Source organism: Micrococcaceae bacterium Sec5.7 (assembly GCA_039636785.1).
Taxonomy (GTDB): domain Bacteria; phylum Actinomycetota; class Actinomycetes; order Actinomycetales; family Micrococcaceae; genus Arthrobacter.
Map to the genome: position 1 here is coordinate 4,008,991 of CP144169.1, position 17,831 is coordinate 4,026,821.

Sequence of the window (17,831 nt, forward strand, 5' to 3'; positions counted from 1 at the left end):
TGGAGGATCCTTCAGCGGGCACTGACGTTCAGGATGATTCCGGGCAGTCAACGCTGCCAGGGCGGCTACGGGCTGTTCGACCGTCGTGTTAGCGCAGGTCTTCGAAGCTTTCCTCGCCTGGGCGCCAGACCATCCAGGCATTGTCGTCGAATCCCATAAGTTCGGCGATCTCGACGTGGACCTCGTCCAAAGCAGGATGAATCACCACCGCGCCGGTATTGAGCTCAATGACGATTCCAGTACCTGTGGCTTCGCTCGTGGACGTCACGGCGCCGGGAGTCAAACGGCGTAGCGCATCCGCGTAGCCAATGTCCGGCTCGTGCCAGGGACGATCGGCCATCTGAACAATAGGCCATACATAGCAGTTCAGCGTGGCGTGATCGCTGACGCCCGGCACTCCATCGAACCGCAACTGAACGTAGTCGTTGAGTACGAACTCGATCGAGTACATCCGGGATCCCACCAGCCGGGATAGCAGCTCATTCGGAACGTATACCCCTGTTGCCACACGCATGCCCCCCATGTTCGGTCCAACTATGTCACGACTGCACTTCAACGCTCCGCAGATAGGCAACAGGGCTATGCCTAATGTGCGGTCGTCAAGTTCTTGAGACAGTTCGTGGTTGATTCGAGTTACGCGGCCAGGGGTTCCTGGGCACGGGTCTGATGGGTGGCGAGGGCTTCTGCCGGAGGGATGCCGCCGGCCCGCCGGTTTGGCCGGCGGCGGTTGTACCAGCCCTCGATATATTCCATGACAGCGGTTCTAGCGGCGAGCCGGTTGCCGAAGGTGTGATGGTGGTACATCTCGGTCTTTAGGTGTGAGAAGAAATTTTCGGCGACTGAGTTGTCCCAGCACACCCCGACGGCTCCCATGGACTGGGTGACGCGGTTCCCGGCGCACCATTTCTGGAATTCGCCAGAGGTGTATTGGGAGCCCCGATCAGAGTGAAACACCGTTGTTTCTGCTTCGAGATACCCGTGGTCACGGGCCATTGCCAGCGCGTCGGTACAGAGCCTGGCGCGCATGTGATCGGCCATCGCCCAGCCGATGATCATGCCCGTGCACAGGTCGATCACGGTTGCCAGATACAGCCATCCCTCGCCGGTGCGCAGATACGTGATGTCCCCGCAGAGACGGGCACCGGCACCGTGGAGGTGAAGTCCCGCTTCCCGTCCTGATCGAGCATGTGGTTGCGGATGTGCGCGGTCTTGGCCTGCGGGCTGATTGCCGAGACCCTGGTCAATGATGGGAAGCCGCCGGCGGAACTGGGGATCTCGCACTGGTCGGCCAGGATCATGGCCGAGCGTTTCGCGATCTCGTTTTCCTCCGTGGCCCGGATCTGGCGCAAATGGAAAATCCAGCCGCACCGGATCGAGACGTTCAAGTTCTCCACCGACCCGCAGCTGGAGGCCAAGCTGCGTGATGTGGTCGGCCTGTACATCTCCCCGCCGGAAAACGCAGTCGTGGTCAGCATCGATGAAAAGACCCAGATCCAGGCCCTGGACCGGACGCATGCGAATCAGCCGCTGTCCCCGAAACACGCATCCCAGCAGACGCACGACTACAAGCGCAACGGGACCACGACCCTCTTCGCTGCCCTGGACGTACTCACGGGCAAGGTCAGTGCCAACGCCTTCTACCAGCGGCACACCAACACCGAGTTCGTAGACTTCCTGAACCAGGTTGCGACCGCCCATCCGGACGTTGAACTGCACGTCATCTGCGATAACTACGCCACCCACAAGCACCAAAACGTCAAGGACTGGCTGGCCGCCAACCCGCGCGTGAGCATGCACTTCACCCCGACGAGCTGCTCCTGGCTGAACATGGTCGAGATCTTCTTCGGCCTCGTCACCCGCCAAGCCATCAGGCGGGGATCCTTCCACTCGGTCCAAGACCTCGAAGACACCATCGAAACCTACATCACCAACTACAACGAGAGCGCCAAACCATTCCGCTGGATCAAAACCGCCGACTACCTACTCGGCAAGATCAAACGAAAACAAACCATTAACACGTGACACTAGCGGCCCGGCGCTCAGCATGGATGGCACGTGGATTTTGACGACGGTGAGCGTTGCCGCCGTCGTCTACTTCGCGCTGCGCCTCGTGCAGGCAGTTAAAGCCCGGAGGACCTAACGACCGTCCGGCGTGGGGTAGTCGTTTGCTACACAAGCCGCGGCTGATCAACTTCCACGGGTGTCAGGCACTCGATTATGACAACCTCAGGTTGCCCTTGGTCATCTCCCTATACGCGCACGTCCACGTGATCGGTAGGGATTCTGATGTTTGCAACGGTATCCAAGTACACGGTGATGAGCTGCACCAGGTTGCGCGTAGATCGGAGCCTTCCATCGAACAGAAGGAGAAGGTCCGGCGACGGCGTATCTGTGCAAATCTGCAGGTCTACTGTCCCCTCGGCGTCGTGCAGAACAGCCAGTGCCAACATGCTGGAGGTTTGCCACGTGTTCGCAATTCCGTCAATGTCAGGAACCGGGGCATCTTCGGTTTGAAGCAGCAGCAGCGCGTTTGGGAACGCAATGCGACGGCGGAATAGCTCGCTCATCTGATTGTCCCGGCATTGAGATATTGAGCGCCGGGTCGGCCAAGGGATTCATGGAAATAGCTTTCCTACTCACCAGCATCGGCACCGAAGCGGTCGTCCTGATGCCCGTAAACCGATCCTTCAGCTGGCACTCAGCAGTCGGCAGCGTTCGGGTTGTGGATTTGATCGCTCGACGGCGCAGGCCGTTTTCGATAGGGGAACGGGTTGCGGGACACGAACAACCACCTGCTCGGGATCTTTCTTTGGCGCAAGCCCAGAAGTGGTGCTGAACCGCAGGACGGGTTATCGTCAGCCTCCTTGCTTAGCCTGGGTACAGCGCAGCCGTGGCGGTGGCAGCGTCCCGCATCACGGACTGCGCCTCGGGCGGGCTCGTGACACGGAGGTGGGCGCCGAATTGCAGCAGCTGACGCACGGCCTCCGCCTGGTCGTAGACCACGGTGATCTCGACCCGGCCAGCATCCAGCGGTCTGTTGCCGGTGAGCCGTGAGCCCAGGATCCGTCGTGCGAGGTCGAGCCTGTCGACTGCAAGCGTTGCAACGACAGTGATGCCGCTGCGGTTCTCAACCGATGCGCTCAGGTACCGGCTCACACTGGCCAGCGACTCACCCTGGCGCAGGCATCGGCCCGCTGGCAAGACCTCCCAGCTCCGGACCCTTTCCAGCGAATACAGCCGCGGTGCCCCGTTAATATCTGCCACCAGGTACCAACGGCCCGCCTTCGCCAGGAGACCGTACGGGTCAACCGTGCGCCATGAGGCACCCCGCTGGGCACTGCTCCGATAGAGTATCCGCAAACGCCGGCCGGCTTGCAGATCTCTGCCGAGATGGGCGACGCCGACACCGTGTGTCTCGGGGCTGAACCAGGGCATGTTATCCACGACGACCAACTCGGACAACGGCAACAAGGAGTGACCGGCCACGGGACGGCGCGAAGCAAGCTTCCGGTGGGCGGTGCGCGTTGGTGCGTCGACGCCGAGCTGGCGCGCCTGCCCAGGGTCCAGACCCAGCAGTTTCAAGGCGTCGATCTCAGTCGGGCTGAGTTTGGACACGTCGAGCTGTGACCCGGGCAGCAGAACTATGCCGCCGTAGCGGCCGCGTTCAGTGAACACCGGCACGTCGGCGTCTGCCAGGGTCGTCACGTCCCGCAGAACCGTCCGCACGGATACGTCCAGCTCGTCAGCCAGGTCCGAGGCGGTCATGCGGTGACGGGTCTGGAGCAGCAACATCATCGAGAGCAGGCGCTGGGGCTTCATTTCATCATTATTGATCAATACAGGACATCAGATGTCATGTATTGACGCCAGGATGGGAAAGTCAGAAAACACCAACAAAAGGAGATCCCCATGGCAGCACCGAACCTGTTCCTCATCTACGTCACGGATGTCGCGCGCTCCACTGCCTTTTACAGCGACCTGTTCGAGATGGAACCCGTCGCCGTCACACCCCGTTACGTCCCGTTCGAGGTCGCCCCGGGCGTGCTCTTCGCCCTGTGGTCGGGCCGAGGCGACACTGTCATGGCGGCGTCGCCCCGCGCCAGCGAGGTAGGACTCATGCTGTCGGGTTCGAAGGCCGCCGTAGACGACCGCTATGCGGACTGGACGGCCAAGGGAGTCACCGTCATCGAAGAGCCGCACGAGGACGTCTTCGGACGCACCTTCGTGATCGCTGATCCCGACGGAAACCTCATCCGAGTTTCCCCCGTCGACTGAGCAGTCACCCAGGCGGCTTTTTGAACAATTCCCCTCCCTGAAGGCCGGGCCTGGACCGTCGACCCAAGGCCCGGCGCGGGTTTCACGATTGGACTGCGGCTGTCGCGGTTGCGAACGCTTGCCCCGTAAGCCGGTCGATCACCGTGCCGAGGAGCATGTTGACAGGTTCCGCGCAGTTGCTGGCCTGGGCTGTGATTCGCGGCGATAAATGGCGGTCTTTTCGCAGCGCTATTTGACACCTCGCAGCCCGCAAGGGGATCCTTTGCCGGGACACCCGAGCTTGCTGAGCGGTGCCGGTTCCCCGACAGCGACGCGGCCGCCCGACTTGCTTGGGAATGCCTCGTAGTAGTTTTGCTTCCATGGGGAAGACAACTGGAACCCAGCCGCCAACGGTTGATGAATCTGCGGCGGCACTTCGCGAGCTGCTTTCTATGGTGTCCGCCGAGGACCCGGTCACAATCCAAGTGATGGATCACACACTTCTTAGGGGGTTGTCGATCCACGCACAAGTGGAGCACACGGTGGCGCTTACGCGTTCGATACTACTTCTAGTTGAAAACGGCATGTTTATACAGTCCATGCCTTTGGTTCGTATGAGCATGGAGTGCGCCGTTACAGCAGCGTGGATGGCAGTTACGCCGTTTTCTGGAGCGGCCGCAGCCCATGATGGAGGCACCAAGCGACTCCGCCTTCTTAAGGATCTGGCCGTCATCGCTGGCGAGCCCGATGCTGACGACGCCTATCTTCAGTCGGAAATTGCCGAGTTCGCGAAACATGCAAGCGCCGAAGCCAGAATTTTTCAACAGCGGTGTGAGTCGTTGGTCGGCGCGGAATGGATGTACGGCTATTACCGACTCCTCTCGGAGTTCTCCCATGCTGGCAGTTCACTTATCGACTCGTACATGGAAGAGATGGAAGACGACGGTTTGGCGTTTGCTGACCTTTCAAAGTTCCGATACACAAATTTTGCCTTGGCTCTTCAGGTCGTGCTGCTGCACATCGCACTTACAGCATTGGATGAAGTCGCAGACGGCCACCCTAACGCTGTGAAACTGAAGGAGATCGGTGAACGCCTCGGTATCCAGTCGAATTTGCGCCGAAAGTCAAAATAGCGTTGACCCCCACCGCTGGTGCGGTTAGCGAGATCCGTCAGCGGCAAAGCACAGAATCCGCGATCTGCTGCGCGGCTTCGGCCGCTGTGATGTGTGTGGTGTCGATGACTTCGGCTTCATTGTGCAGCCAGGTACGAGCTGCCTCGGCGTAGGGCTCCACGTACGAGAAGCGGAACGTCGAGGGACCGAGGACTTTGTCGTTCTGTATCCGCTCGCGGAGCGTGGCCTGGTCGGCGTGGAGCACGAAATGCCGGATCGGTATGCCGTACTCGATAAGGCCACCGCTGATCTCCCGCCAGTAGCTCTCGACCAAGACGGTCATCGGCATCACGAGTGTGCCGCCGGTGAACTCGAGCACGCGCCGAGCGGTTTCGATAACGAGCGTCCGCCACGGCTCCCAGTGCTGGAAGTTGTCCGTTGCAGGAAGCCCTGGCCTGACGTCCATGAGCACCTCGCCGACCTTCTCAGCGTCGAGGACGCGCGCGTCGGGCAGCAATTGCTGCACGAGCGCGCTCGTCGTCGTCTTTCCCGCCCCGTGGGTGCCGTTGAGCCAAACAATCATGGACCGAACTCTAGCGCCACAAAGTGTCCTTTCATTGGGCGCCCGTAAACCGATCCTTCAGCGAACGCGTGTAAGACCAACCGAGCGGTCATTCCATTCGATAGCTACCGGATCGCGTTGTCCGGGTTCTCCTCGTCGTAGAGGTCCCGCGATCGTCCAATGGCATCCTTGTGCTCCAGCGACCAGACCGCGAGCTGCTTAACCAAATGAGTGAGGCCGCTGCCGCGGGCCGTGAGTTCGTAGGTGACTTGCGCTGGGACCGTGGGGTAAACGGTCCGGGTGAGCAAGCCGTCACGTTCAAGGCGCCTAACGGTCAGCGTCAACATCCGCTGGGAAATCCCGTCGATGGCTCGCTGCAGCTCCCGGAAACGCCGCACCCCGGAGGCCAGTTCGACGATGACCAGGACTGACCACTTGTCCCCGATCCGGTCGAGGACGTCGCGGATGCCGCAGTCCGGGTGCTCGGTGCTGCCGCACGGTTCCAGGGCAGCGGTTACCCCGGTGTGACTGCCTAACACGAAAGTGCCTCCTTGTGGCCGTGCCCAACGCTACTGAAGATGGGTCTAGTTACTGAAAAGAACCAGCGGAAGAAGCCAGTCTATGATTCTCGTTACCGGGGCCTCGGGCCAGCTCGCCCAGGCAATCCTCCACCATCTCAAAGAAGCCGGAGTCGATGCGGTAGGCGGTACCCGCACGCCGGGCGACGACCCGCGCCAGCGCCTGCTCAACTTCGACGACCCAGACACCCTCGACTTTGGTGGTGTCGGCACCCTTGTCATTGTCTCCGCCGGCACGGCCGAGGACGACGTCGTGATTGCCCGGCACGAAAGCGTCATCACCGCTGCCGAACGCAGCAACGTTCAGCACATCATTTACACGAGCGAGGCCGACGGCGGCGACCACCTGGGATTTGCCCTGGCCCACCGCTGGACCGAACGACGTCTGCAGCAGGGCACCGTTCCCTGGACGATCCTACGGAACGGCCTCTATGCGGAACTGATCGGACAACTCCTCACACCTGAAGCGGGCACAATCACGGCGCCGTTCGGCCCCGGCAGTGTTGCGGCGATCGCCCGTCAGGACCTCGCTGAGGCGGCATCAGTCGTCGTACAGGATCCACAGCCACACGCCGGACGAACGTACAACCTCGTGGGCACGGAGGCGATCTCCGCGTTGGACGTCGCCGACGAATTGGGGGCAACCTACAAGCCGGGCACACTCGCGGATCTCCGCAGGGCTTTGAACACTGCGGCGCTTCTGCCGTTCCAACCGGCCATGCTGCTATCCATACACACCGCTGTCTCCCACGGCTTCCTTGACGAAACCACCGAAGACATCACCCAGCTTCTCGGGCGGGCTCCGCGGAACCCGCTGGCCGTTGCGGCTGCTGCCGCCCAAGGGCAATAGCAGCAGCAATATTGACCGTTCTGCCAGGGCGGTCAGCAACGATCTCTCGTGCCAGTTTCCAAAGACGAGTGCAGGTCAGTAGACGGCCCTCACCACACGCGGCAGAGACAGCGACGACCGCTCGTCGAGGACCGTCCGCAGGGGGACCGGCTTACGGGCAGTCTGTTCCCGACCTGCCGTTAGCTAGCTGTTGGCGGCTATAAAAACTGCCCACAGTTGGCCACGAAAGTGCCCGCTGTTTCGGAGACCGCCAGCAGGACGGATATTGTCGCCGCTTCGGGCAGCGTGGTCATGGTTATTTCCAGCGCCCACGAGTTCTATCTTGGTCGTGGCCCCGCACAGGTTCATCCGCGCTGTCCACCTGCTCGGCGGAAGCCTTGCTTAGTGAGTGTGCAGCTCGCGGGAGATCCAGGAGCAGGCCGACTCCGGCGAGGATGATAACAAGTCCACCGATGAGCCCGAATGTAATGGGCTCGTCCAACCACAGCACGCCGATGGTTGACGCCGAGATGGGGACCAGAAGAGTAACTGCCGATGCCGCCACTGGCCCCGCCTGGCGGATTATCCAGAAGTAGACCAGGTATCCGCCGGCGGTAGCTCCCAGCCCGAGGAAAACCACCGCAATCAGCGGACCGGCAGTAATTGAACCTGGCGGAGGCGCGACCGCTGTCACGGGCACTAGGAGGGCTGCAGCAGCAAGCTGCTGGCCGAGGGCTAATGCCATGGGTGGCGTGCCCTGAAATGCCTTTCGGGTATAGACGCCTCCCAGTGCGTACAGCAGCGCCGCTGTCAGAGATGTGCCAACGGCAAGCATGGCGCGACTATCCATCTGCAGCGGAGCCCCTCCGACTAGCACCGAGACGCCGGTAATACCTATCGCAATCCCCAGCATTTTGCGCCAGATGACCCTCTGTCGAAGCCAAAATGCGGCGACGAATACGGTAAACATCGGCGTCGTGGCATTCAAGATCGACGCCATGGAAGAGTTGAGCCCAACGATTGCGGTTGCGACGAGCGTGAGAGGCCCAGCGACGTTAAGTGCCGCCAGCAGCAGGAACGCCGGGAATCGGTGCCCGATCACCCGCCACGTCGCCCTGCTGGAAGCCGTTATCAGTGTAAGCACCAGCGCTGCGACGATGAATCGTCCATGCGTCGTTCCAACAGCTCCGAATGTAGGAGCCGCTACGGCGATCAGGGGAAACGAGCTCCCCCACAGTAGGCCGACCAGCAGCAAAGCTCCAACTACTCCGAGACGACCTGTCAACATCGCCCGCCACTGTCCTTCCCGCATACCGCTGTCCGGTCCTTGGACACCTGGTAGGGGTGCGGTACGCATGCTAAGCCTCTGCCTGGCGCATCGAGTGTCCGGAAAGTTGGTCGTCGGAGGGTTCGACAAGGAACGAGTTGTCTGGCCATACCAACAGGGGGATGCGGGCCGCTTGCCCCCTTGAAGTCGTCGGACGAGAGTGTTGGCGGATTTGTCCTGATCGAGATTGACGTAGATGTGGCTGATACCAGCCAATTCCAGCGTCTTCCGGCTCCGGTGCACGTCCGGGCACCAATCGGCACCAATCGGCACCATAGACAGTCAAGCGTTCGACTGCCAGGACGGAAGCGCTGCCGCTCTCTGTACGCTTTTTCATTGAGCCTCCTTGTCAAGAAGTGCCGGGTAACTGACGGCGCCAGTTTCGTAACAAATTTCCGCTGGCACTTATCCCGTCCCAGTTGTTCAATCGCTTATCGAACCGAATGGCACGTCGTGCCATTGCCGTTTCATCGATGGATCACCAACAAATCCATATCGAACTTATACCCCCTGGGGGTAGTGTAGTGAGTGTGACGATACCCCCCTGGGGTAATTAACGCAAAGTATCGCAGCAGTGGGCGGTCGGCGATTAGACGGTGGCGGTAGTCTCGCGACCTGTCGGCGGCAACCATGCTGGACGCTCTACAACCGGTGATACCAACGCAAAGACGGCAAGCCGGAGTCGGCACCGAATACGCCCGCCCCAGGACCATGAAGCCGAGAAGCATCCGGTGTATGCCATCCACGCTCTTGCGGCCCAGCTTCAACCGCGCGGAAGGCATGGCGAGTGAGGGCGGTGGACGAGCTGGATGCCCGCCTATGGGGGACCTCCTGGGCGGGCAGCTGCTTCAGGGAGTCTGCTTTCTTGTCCGCATAGCCGACCATGACACTCCTCCTCGGATACCCCTCGGGTATCGCCCCTAACTCGATTGACAGGGCATTTGCCAGCCAAAAATTCCAATTGACACCCGTACCCCCTATGGGTATATGCTATACCCCTACCGGGTATTACCGCTCGTTTCTCAGGAGGAAATCACATGTCTACCCACCCACCACTATCGCCAGCGAAGCGGTGGCTCGGCCTGGTGCTGATAGCTACAGCGCAGTTCGTCGTCATCATGGACACCTCGATCATCGGGGTCGCTCTGCCCGATATTCAAAGAGATCTCGGCTTCACGCCAGAGTCCCTGTCGTGGGTGTTCAACGCCTACGTGGTCGCCTTCGGTGGCCTACTCCTGCTGGGAGGTCGCCTTGCCGACGTCTTCGGTGCCCGGAAGATCTTTGTGCTGGGCTGGCTCATCCTGATCGCGGGATCGTTGCTGGCGGGAGCCGCCAACAACGTCGGACTCGAGATCGCGGGCCGCGCCATCCAGGGTGCCGGTTCCGCGATGATCGCACCAGCGGCGCTTACTCTGCTGATGATGCTCTTTGGGGGCACGTCCGACCTTCCCAAGGCATTCGCTGTCTACGGCGCAGCGGCGCCAATCGGAGGCACTGCTGGAGTCTTCCTCGGAGGAGTGTTGACCGAGTATGCGAGCTGGCCTTGGGTGTTCTACGTCATCATTCCGATCGCGGTCTTCGTACTCGCTTTTGCGGCAACAACACTCCCCCGAACCGTCCGAAAGGTGTCGGGGTCGATCGACATCGGCGGGGCCCTCACAGTGACAGGCGGGCTCGCCGCGATCGTCTACGCCGTTGTTAACGCCCCGGAGGTCGGTTGGCTCACTTTGCCCACCCTCAGCGTGCTGGCCGGCGGCCTCGTCCTGCTGGTGATCTTCTTCATCATCCAGGCACGAAGCCGCAGCCCGCTGCTGCGCCTCGGCCTGCTTCGCGCACCCCTGCTCGGGGCTGCCAACAGTGCACAGCTACTGCTCGGTGCGGCATGGGTATCTATGTGGTTCTTCCTGAACCTGTATCTACAGCAGGTTCTCGGCGCGACTGCCTTCGCTGCCGGCGCCGCGCTCCTCCCGATGACCGGCCTGGTCGTTCTCGTCATGGTCGCGTTGGCACCACGGCTTCAAGAGAGATTCGGCGCGAAATCGCTGATTGTCTCCGGCCTCCTCTTTCTGGCGGCCGGACTCGTGTGGCTTTCCTTCGTTCGCCCCGACGGCAATTATGCCGCCGACGTTCTACCCGCATCGCTTCTGGCTGCTCTCGGAATGTCGCTGGCGTTCGTCCCCTCACTCGGTACCGCCATCAACGCGGCACCGCCCGCCGAAACCGGCGTTGCCGCAGGGCTAGTGAGCACCAGCTACCAGATCGGGTCCGCGCTCGGACTCGCAGCCCTCACGGCAATCGTTTACGGCATCTCCGGTACCGGCCCCTCCCGGGTAGAGCTGACCCAGGGGTACTCGGCAGCCTTCATCAGCGCAGGAATCCTCGCCCTGGTCGGAGCAGTGACCACAGCCTTTGCGATGACTAAGCCACGGGCATCCACCCCTGCGTCCGCCGAATCGATCTCGTTGTAGCGGGCAGGAGGGTTGATGAATCTGCGCCCTTCCGGCCGCCGATTCATCTCCTCAGGTAAACCCGCCGAACGCAACCAGCCTCACCATCAATGATTAAAAGGGAAACACAAATGTCCACTCCAAAACTGCTAATCGCCTACGACGGGTCACCCAACGCACAGAGTGCAATGCGAACCGTCGCAAGCCTTTTCCCCGGCGCTACAGCGGTGCTGCTCTATGCCCGCCAACCGCTAGAGGGCTTCGCCGCGCACCTGGAAGGCCATCCGGCACTGGAGGAACTGCAGGGCCTCGACGCTGCAGCGCTCGACGTTTCGGAACAGATAGCCGCCGAAGGCGCGCAACAGGCCCGCAGCCTGGGCCTGATCGCCGAGCCGTTAATCTCTTCCACCATGGCCACAGCATCCGAAGCCATAGTGGAAACTGCCGAGGAACTGAACGTCGATCTGATCGTCCTCGGTTCCCGCGGGTTGCGTGGCTTCAAAGCGACCTTGCTGGGAAGCACGTCGGCGAACGTCCTTCACCATGCCACCCGCCCGACCCTCGTGATCCCTTCGGATTCGGTGGCTTTGGCTCGCCGCAATAACCGGATAACGACGGGCACAAAATAGGCAATCGCCGACGGCGGGTTTGCCGGATCCATCGGGCAGAGATGCATGATGTGAATGTGAACCCCTCCGCCGTTCTTGGAGGCGTTACCGCCCTGTCCACCTCGCTGTACGTGGACATGCCGCGCTCTTCCTAACTTGGCGCTCGGCGTACCACTGGGCAGTATCTCCGCCACAACACTGCGTCAACGCACCACGCCGGATGAGCTGCAAAGTCGGGTGAACACGACCGGACGGATGCTCTCGTTTGGTCTCGGTTACCCGTTCGGCGCGTTTGTCGGGCGCTCTCCGCCCTTGATGCTCGCATGGGCATCATCGCTGGAGCCGTCATGTCGCTGGATGGGGCCCAGCCGCCTGGCTGTCGCCCCATGCGTCGCATGGACTCGTAGCCACTTATGGCCGGCAAGCAGACCAAATCGGTGAATGTCGTTTTTTATTGCCCGGTCAAGGCGCCCCTCGGTTGAGGGGCGCCTTGCTGTCACCCACAGCGGTTCAACCGGGATCGTCACAGGACAAATAGGCAGGTCACCAAGGCGCCATCGACAACCGATGACGCCTCGGTGAGCCCAGAGCGCCGAGTAGGTTCGTCCGATCAGCCTTCAGAAGCTAAGCCGTAGCCGACGTACAGCGCTAAGGCATTCGCGAGACCGGGCTTTCATTGCACCCCTGGTATGGCTGTTTTACGGACGTTTGAGGTTGCTTCGCATGCTTTGGAGGGTGCGTCCGGCATTGATCCCCGAGATCGCGTGCATGCGGCCCTCGTCGCTGAAGAACGCGGTCGTGAGACCGCCTGCCGGTCCAGGGTTGGCCGTCTCTTGCCTGCCTTGAGGGAGCAGCGCGCCGAAGGCAGCGATTGATGTGCGATACAGCTGGAGCGTGAACCCGGTCGTGGGCACGTATGGTCCCGGATCGGGGGCGTCGTAGTAGTCGTGCAGGAGGGTCCTTGCGGCGTGGCCGCCTTGCACGGCCGCGGCGTCCCAGTGATCGATGCGGTAGTCGACACCGGCCAGGCTGCGATGAATAGCGACAGCACCGGCGGCGTATCCGTGCTCGATGGTCCCAGCGCGCAGCCGTTCATCGACGGCGATTCCGACTCCGGTCGCGTTGCCGATCCAGTCCGTCGAAGGGACTGTGCCGTGCGCGAGAATCACCATGTCGCTGGTCAGGGTCGTCTGGTCATCGAGCAGGACGGTCACCGCGTCCGAATCGGCCGATACCTTGATGATCTCGCGCCCGAAGTGGGTTCTGACGTGTTTGCGGTGCAGCTCGGTGATGCTTTGACCAATGGCCTGGCCGACGGCTCCGGCCAGCGGGGTCAGGTCCCGCGAGACGAGGTCGACGCTGACTCCGAGCCCGTTCAGGTAGCTGGCCGTTTCGGCACCGATGAAGCCGGCACCGAGGATAGTCACGCTGATCTGCTCCGGCATTCCGGTGCTGAGCCGGTCGCGGATGCGTGCTGCGTCTTCGGTGGTGTGGATGGTGAACACGTGCCCGCGGAGTCCTGCCGCGGGGGCGACCGTCTGGCGCGGGTTGGCGCCAGTGGCGATGATGACCGCGTCGTAGGGAAGCTCGCCGCCCTGGTCGAGCCGGACCGCGCGCCGGTCCGCGTCCAGCGCAACCGCACTATCTGCCACAACGTCGATGCCCAGTCCATCCAAGGCGGGGAGGGCGATCTGCTCCGCGGTCAGCAGCCCCTGGAGGACAGCCTTGTTGACCAGAGTGCGGTTGTAGGGGCCCTGGCGGTCGGCGTGCACCAAAGTAATTGGACCCTGGTAACCCTCCTGGCGCAGTGTCGTCGCTGCGCTGTGTCCAGAGGCTCCGGCCCCGATGATGGCGATGCCTGTCTCAGTCATATCTACCTCGATTAATTGTTGTCCACATTTGACGGGAATACCCTACAGGGGTATATCGTTGAGTATACCAATACCCCCTATGGGTATATATCGAACCAGCAGAGGAGACTTCAATGGCAACGAGCGAATATCAGGTGACCGGAATGACCTGCGGTCATTGCGAGACATCGATCCGGGAAGAGATCGGCCAGATAGCAGGCATCCAGTCGATTGACGTGAGCGCCAAGACCGGTCGGCTTGTCGTGACCAGCCAGGCCCGGCTGGACGACGCAGCCGTCCTCGCAGCGGTCGAGGAAGCCGGCTACGGGGCGGTGCGTGTCCCGTGAAGGTCCCCGTAAAGCTCGGACTCTTTGGAGCGAGACTGGCGGCCCTATTCACCGCTTCATTTGCTACCGCAGGCGCAGTGGTCCCCGCCCACACCGCGGCGGCTTGGACACAGTCAACGGAAGAACATGTCATGGACAGCAACGACACACAGCCGGCGGCCTCAGTGAAGGGCCTGTCGATGGAGCAGGACGGGTTCCTCTTGGGGGATGTCTCGTCCCCCGGCACGGCAGGTCAGGAGGGAACGCTCTCGTTCACGATCTCCGACGCCAAAGGAAAGCCGGTCACCGACTTCGAGACCTCCCACGACAAGTTGCTCCACCTGATCGTGGTGCGCACGGACGGGACCCAGTTCCGCCACGTGCATCCCACCATGGACGCCCATGGCGTATGGTCACTGCCCTGGAAGTGGAACGCCGCCGGCAGCTACCGGGTCTATGCGGACATCGTCCCGGCAACCACGGGGCAGAACATCACCCTGACCCGCACGGTCCAGGCGGCCGGAGAATTTACCCCGGCCACGCCGGGGCCGGTGTCCGCCGCGAACACGGTCGACGGCTACACCGTGGAGCTCACCGGCACGCTGAGCGCCAGCGAACATGCCATGCTCACTGTCTCGGTGACCCGTGACGGGAAACCGGTCACCACACTGCAGCCGTACCTGGGTTCCTACGGACACCTCGTCGCCCTGCGCGAAGGGGACCTGGCTTACCTGCACGTCCACGCAGAGGGCGAGGAACCCCGCCCCGGCGCCGTCTCCGGCCCGGACGTGCAATTCATGACCGAGGCCCCGACCCCGGGACGCTACCTGCTCTACCTGGACTTCCAGGTCGACGGGCAGATCCACACGGCCGAATTTGTCCTCACCGCCACCGCAACCCCCGCCGCTCAGCCCGCGGCTCCGGGCAAGTCCGCCGCACCCACCGAGTCGGCGGATCCGGGCGAGTCTGCCGGACATTCCGGCCACTGACCACCACAGACGCCACGAGCCTGGTCCATCCCCATGATCAGGAAGCGCACCACCGAGGAGGACCCATGTCCGCAACATCGGCCCAGCCGCAAACACTGGGCAACATCATCGAGCTTGAGATCGGAGGGATGACCTGCGCCTCCTGCGCGATGCGGATCGAGAAGAAACTGAACAAGCTCGACGGCGTGATCGCGACCGTAAACTACGCCACTGAAAAGGCAAAGATCACCACCCCCGCCGGCCTGGACCCGCAGGCGCTGATCGCCGAGGTTGAAAAGACCGGTTACACGGCGGCGCTCCCCACGCCGAAAAGGACCCAGCAGACGGTCGACGGCACGGAGCAGCCCGACACGGAGCTGACAACGCTGCGGAACAGGCTGAGCGCTTCAATCGTGCTGTCGGTCCCGGTCATCCTGATGGCCATGATCCCGGCGCTGCAGTTCAACTACTGGCAGTGGGCGTCCCTGACGCTCGCCGTTCCCGTGATCGTGTGGGGTGCCTGGCCGTTCCATAAGGCCGCGTGGACCAACCTGCGCCACGGCGCGGCCACGATGGACACGCTGGTCTCGGTCGGCACGTCCGCTGCATTGCTGTGGTCACTGTTCGCACTGTTCTTCGGAACAGCCGGACAGCCGGGCATGACCCACGGGTTCTCGTTCACGATCAGCCCCTCGGACGGGGCCGGGAACATCTACCTGGAAGTCGCCGCCGGAGTCACCATGTTCATCCTGGCCGGGCGCTATTTCGAGAAGCGGTCCAAGCGCCAGGCAGGGGCCGCCCTGCGCGCCCTGCTGGGGCTGGGGGCCAAGGAGGTCGCGGTGCTCCGGGACGGCGTCGAAACCCTGATCCCCGTCGAGCAGCTGTCGGTGGGCGATGAGTTCGTCATCCGCCCGGGGGAAAAGATCGCCACGGACGGCGTGATTGTCGCGGGCACCTCGGCAGTGGATGCGAGTATGCTCACCGGCGAGTCAATCCCGGTCGAAGTCGGCGAGGGTGACGCCGTGACCGGCGCGACCGTCAACGCCGGCGGCCGCCTGGTGGTGCGCGCCACCCGGGTCGGCTCGGACACTCAGCTGGCACAGATGGCCAGGCTCGTCGAAGACGCCCAGTCGGGCAAGGCGGAGGTCCAGCGCCTTGCCGACAAGGTCTCCGGGATCTTCGTGCCGATCGTCATCGCCATGGCCGTTGTGGTGCTGGGTGCTTGGATCGGTGCCGGCTTCCCGCTCAGCGCCGCGTTCACGGCCGCCGTTGCTGTCCTCATCATCGCCTGCCCCTGCGCCCTCGGACTCGCAACACCGACCGCGCTGCTGGTCGGCACCGGGCGGGGCGCCCAGCTGGGTATCCTGATTAAAGGCCCGGAAGTACTCGAATCCACCCGCAAGGTCGACACGATTGTCCTCGACAAGACTGGAACTGTCACCACGGGCAAGATGACCCTGCTTGACGTGTTCACCGCCGACGGGACCTCCCGCGAGGACGTGTTAAGGCTGGCCGGCGCACTGGAGGACGCCTCCGAGCACCCGATCGCCCAGGCCATCGCCAAGGGCGCAACGCAGCAGATCGGGCCCCTTCCGGTACCGGAGTCGTTTACAAACGTCGAAGGCAAGGGCGTGCAGGGCACCGTCGAGGGCCATGCCGTGCTCGTCGGGCGCGAAAGCCTGCTGGCGGACTGGTCCCTGCACCTTCCCTCCACGCTCGCCCTGGCAAAGGCCACCGCGGAATCCGAAGGCAAGACCGCAGTCACGGTCGCCTGGGACGGTGAGGCCCGTGCAGTGCTGGTCGTCGCCGATGCGGTCAAAGCCACCAGCGCCGAGGCAATCACCCAGCTCAAAGCGCTCGGGCTGACACCGGTGCTCCTGACCGGAGACAACCGGGCGGTCGCCGAGCAGGTCGCAGCCGAGGTCGGAATCACCGAGGTCATTGCCGAAGTGATGCCCAAAGACAAGGTCGACGTCGTCACCCGCTTGCAGTCCGAAGGGAAGGTCGTGGCGATGGTCGGCGACGGCGTCAACGACGCCGCGGCCCTCGCCCAGGCCGATCTGGGCCTGGCGATGGGAACCGGGACGGACGTCGCAATCGAAGCCGCGGACATCACCCTGGTGCGCGGGGACCTCCGCTCCGCCGCCGATGCCATCCGCCTCTCCCGCAAGACCCTGGGCACCATCAAGACGAACCTGTTCTGGGCCTTCGCCTACAATGTCGCAGCCATTCCGCTGGCCGCATTCGGAATGCTGAACCCGATGCTCGCCGGGGCCGCCATGGCGTTCTCCAGCGTCTTCGTGGTCAGCAACAGCCTTCGCCTGCGGTCCTTTAAATCCAAGGCCAACACCACGGCGTCCACCTCAGCACCGCACCCTCCCGTGCGGCCGCTGCAGGGCGTCTGACCGTCCCCGCCCAAAGAAAGATCAACTATGTGCCAAAATCACGCACCCGCAACACAGCCTGCCCGCAACTGACAGCGGGGACTTCGCCGAGGCGGCCGCCCCCACCCGGACAGCGCCACCTGACACTCAATCCAATAGGTCTTTTGGACCCACCAAATACCCTATAGGGGTATATGGTAATTGTTATTCACCTCGCTCATCCGAGCACTCCCCGTTCCACCGAAAGGAAACCCCTATCATGAGCAATAACTGTTGCAGCACCAGCGCCACGGACAACGACAAGGCCCTCGCCGCCGCTATGCCTCCGTCTGCCCAGAACCTCCTCGGCGCCAGCAGCGACGACCTCGCTGAGTGCCCCGTCATGATTGGAAGCAAGGTCGTGAAGGAAGACGCTGAATCCGCAGGACTCTTCCGCGATTACGAGGGCACCCGCTACTGGTTCTGCTGCGCAGGCTGCGGACCGCTGTTCGACGCCGACCCGGCAAAGTACGCCACCCCGACCACTTTTGTCAGAGACCTATCCCGACCCGTACCCCGACCAGCCAAAGGTTAAAAGACCATGAAC

At 62.5% G+C, this 17,831-nt stretch carries 17 protein-coding genes and 1 pseudogene; 10 read left to right on the forward strand and 8 right to left on the reverse strand.

All coding sequences use genetic code 11. The features are described from left to right. Positions 1-88: 88 nt before the first annotated feature. Together V3C33_19165 and V3C33_19170 are read right to left on the reverse strand one after the other, a co-directional pair. The gene (locus V3C33_19165) at positions 89-514 is read right to left on the reverse strand and encodes a hypothetical protein (GenBank protein XAS67513.1); all 426 of its coding nucleotides are present in this window, start codon (positions 512-514) and stop codon (positions 89-91) included. A gap of 119 nt (positions 515-633) precedes the next feature. Then, positions 634-1,217: pseudogene (locus tag V3C33_19170) on the reverse strand (IS3 family transposase). Positions 1,218-1,296: 79 nt separating this feature from the next. On the opposite strand from V3C33_19170, the gene V3C33_19175 reads away from it, so the two are divergent. Then, positions 1,297-2,022, forward strand: a complete 726-nt coding sequence (locus V3C33_19175; protein XAS67514.1) for an IS630 family transposase — start codon at positions 1,297-1,299, stop codon at positions 2,020-2,022. Between the two features lie 227 nt (positions 2,023-2,249). Here the strand turns inward: V3C33_19175 and V3C33_19180 are convergent, their stop codons facing one another. Both V3C33_19180 and V3C33_19185 read right to left on the reverse strand, forming a co-directional pair. Beyond that, a complete protein-coding gene (locus V3C33_19180) occupies positions 2,250-2,567 on the reverse strand; it encodes a hypothetical protein (protein ID XAS67515.1) in 318 nt (105 codons plus the stop codon). A gap of 301 nt (positions 2,568-2,868) precedes the next feature. Beyond that, positions 2,869-3,819, reverse strand: coding sequence for a WYL domain-containing protein (locus V3C33_19185; GenBank protein XAS67516.1), 951 nt, complete (start codon positions 3,817-3,819; stop codon positions 2,869-2,871). A 90-nt stretch (positions 3,820-3,909) separates the two neighbouring features. On the opposite strand from V3C33_19185, the gene V3C33_19190 reads away from it, so the two are divergent. Continuing rightward, on the forward strand, positions 3,910-4,275 hold the full coding sequence (locus tag V3C33_19190) for a VOC family protein (protein XAS67517.1): 366 nt from the start codon (positions 3,910-3,912) through the stop codon (positions 4,273-4,275). Positions 4,276-4,634: 359 nt separating this feature from the next. After that, on the forward strand, positions 4,635-5,387 hold the full coding sequence (locus V3C33_19195) for a DUF5677 domain-containing protein (protein XAS67518.1): 753 nt from the start codon (positions 4,635-4,637) through the stop codon (positions 5,385-5,387). Positions 5,388-5,424: 37 nt separating this feature from the next. Here V3C33_19195 and V3C33_19200 read toward each other — a convergent pair whose 3' ends face one another. Next, positions 5,425-5,949 (reverse strand): AAA family ATPase, encoded by a 525-nt coding sequence (locus V3C33_19200; GenBank protein ID XAS67519.1) that lies wholly within the window; start codon positions 5,947-5,949, stop codon positions 5,425-5,427. A 104-nt stretch (positions 5,950-6,053) separates the two neighbouring features. Beyond that, positions 6,054-6,467 (reverse strand): helix-turn-helix domain-containing protein, encoded by a 414-nt coding sequence (locus V3C33_19205; protein ID XAS67520.1) that lies wholly within the window; start codon positions 6,465-6,467, stop codon positions 6,054-6,056. Between the two features lie 82 nt (positions 6,468-6,549). On the opposite strand from V3C33_19205, the gene V3C33_19210 reads away from it, so the two are divergent. Next, positions 6,550-7,356 carry an NAD(P)H-binding protein gene (locus V3C33_19210; protein ID XAS67521.1) on the forward strand — a complete coding sequence of 269 codons (807 nt, stop codon included), beginning with the start codon at positions 6,550-6,552 and terminating at the stop codon, positions 7,354-7,356. Positions 7,357-7,651: 295 nt separating this feature from the next. Here V3C33_19210 and V3C33_19215 read toward each other — a convergent pair whose 3' ends face one another. Further along, entirely contained in the window at positions 7,652-8,938 is a 1,287-nt protein-coding gene (locus V3C33_19215) for an EamA family transporter (GenBank protein XAS67522.1), read from the reverse strand. A gap of 761 nt (positions 8,939-9,699) precedes the next feature. Between V3C33_19215 and V3C33_19220 the strand changes: the two genes are divergently transcribed. Both V3C33_19220 and V3C33_19225 read left to right on the forward strand, forming a co-directional pair. Further along, complete coding sequence (locus tag V3C33_19220) at positions 9,700-11,130, forward strand: MFS transporter (GenBank protein ID XAS67523.1); 1,431 nt, start codon at positions 9,700-9,702, stop codon at positions 11,128-11,130. 110 nt (positions 11,131-11,240) lie between these two features. After that, entirely contained in the window at positions 11,241-11,738 is a 498-nt protein-coding gene (locus V3C33_19225; protein ID XAS67524.1) for a universal stress protein, read from the forward strand. Between the two features lie 677 nt (positions 11,739-12,415). Here the strand turns inward: V3C33_19225 and V3C33_19230 are convergent. After that, positions 12,416-13,588 (reverse strand): NAD(P)/FAD-dependent oxidoreductase, encoded by a 1,173-nt coding sequence (locus tag V3C33_19230; protein XAS67525.1) that lies wholly within the window; start codon positions 13,586-13,588, stop codon positions 12,416-12,418. 113 nt (positions 13,589-13,701) lie between these two features. Here V3C33_19230 and V3C33_19235 point away from each other — a divergent pair, with 113 nt between their 5' ends. From V3C33_19235 to V3C33_19250, 4 genes are all read left to right on the forward strand, one after another. Further along, positions 13,702-13,914, forward strand: coding sequence for a heavy metal-associated domain-containing protein (locus V3C33_19235; GenBank protein XAS67526.1), 213 nt, complete (start codon positions 13,702-13,704; stop codon positions 13,912-13,914). Between the two features lie 131 nt (positions 13,915-14,045). After that, positions 14,046-14,882 (forward strand): hypothetical protein, encoded by an 837-nt coding sequence (locus V3C33_19240; GenBank protein XAS67527.1) that lies wholly within the window; start codon positions 14,046-14,048, stop codon positions 14,880-14,882. A 65-nt stretch (positions 14,883-14,947) separates the two neighbouring features. Beyond that, positions 14,948-17,266, forward strand: coding sequence for a heavy metal translocating P-type ATPase (locus V3C33_19245; GenBank protein XAS67528.1), 2,319 nt, complete (start codon positions 14,948-14,950; stop codon positions 17,264-17,266). A gap of 238 nt (positions 17,267-17,504) precedes the next feature. Continuing rightward, a complete protein-coding gene (locus V3C33_19250; GenBank protein ID XAS67529.1) occupies positions 17,505-17,819 on the forward strand; it encodes a YHS domain-containing protein in 315 nt (104 codons plus the stop codon). The last annotated feature ends 12 nt before the right edge of the window (positions 17,820-17,831 follow it).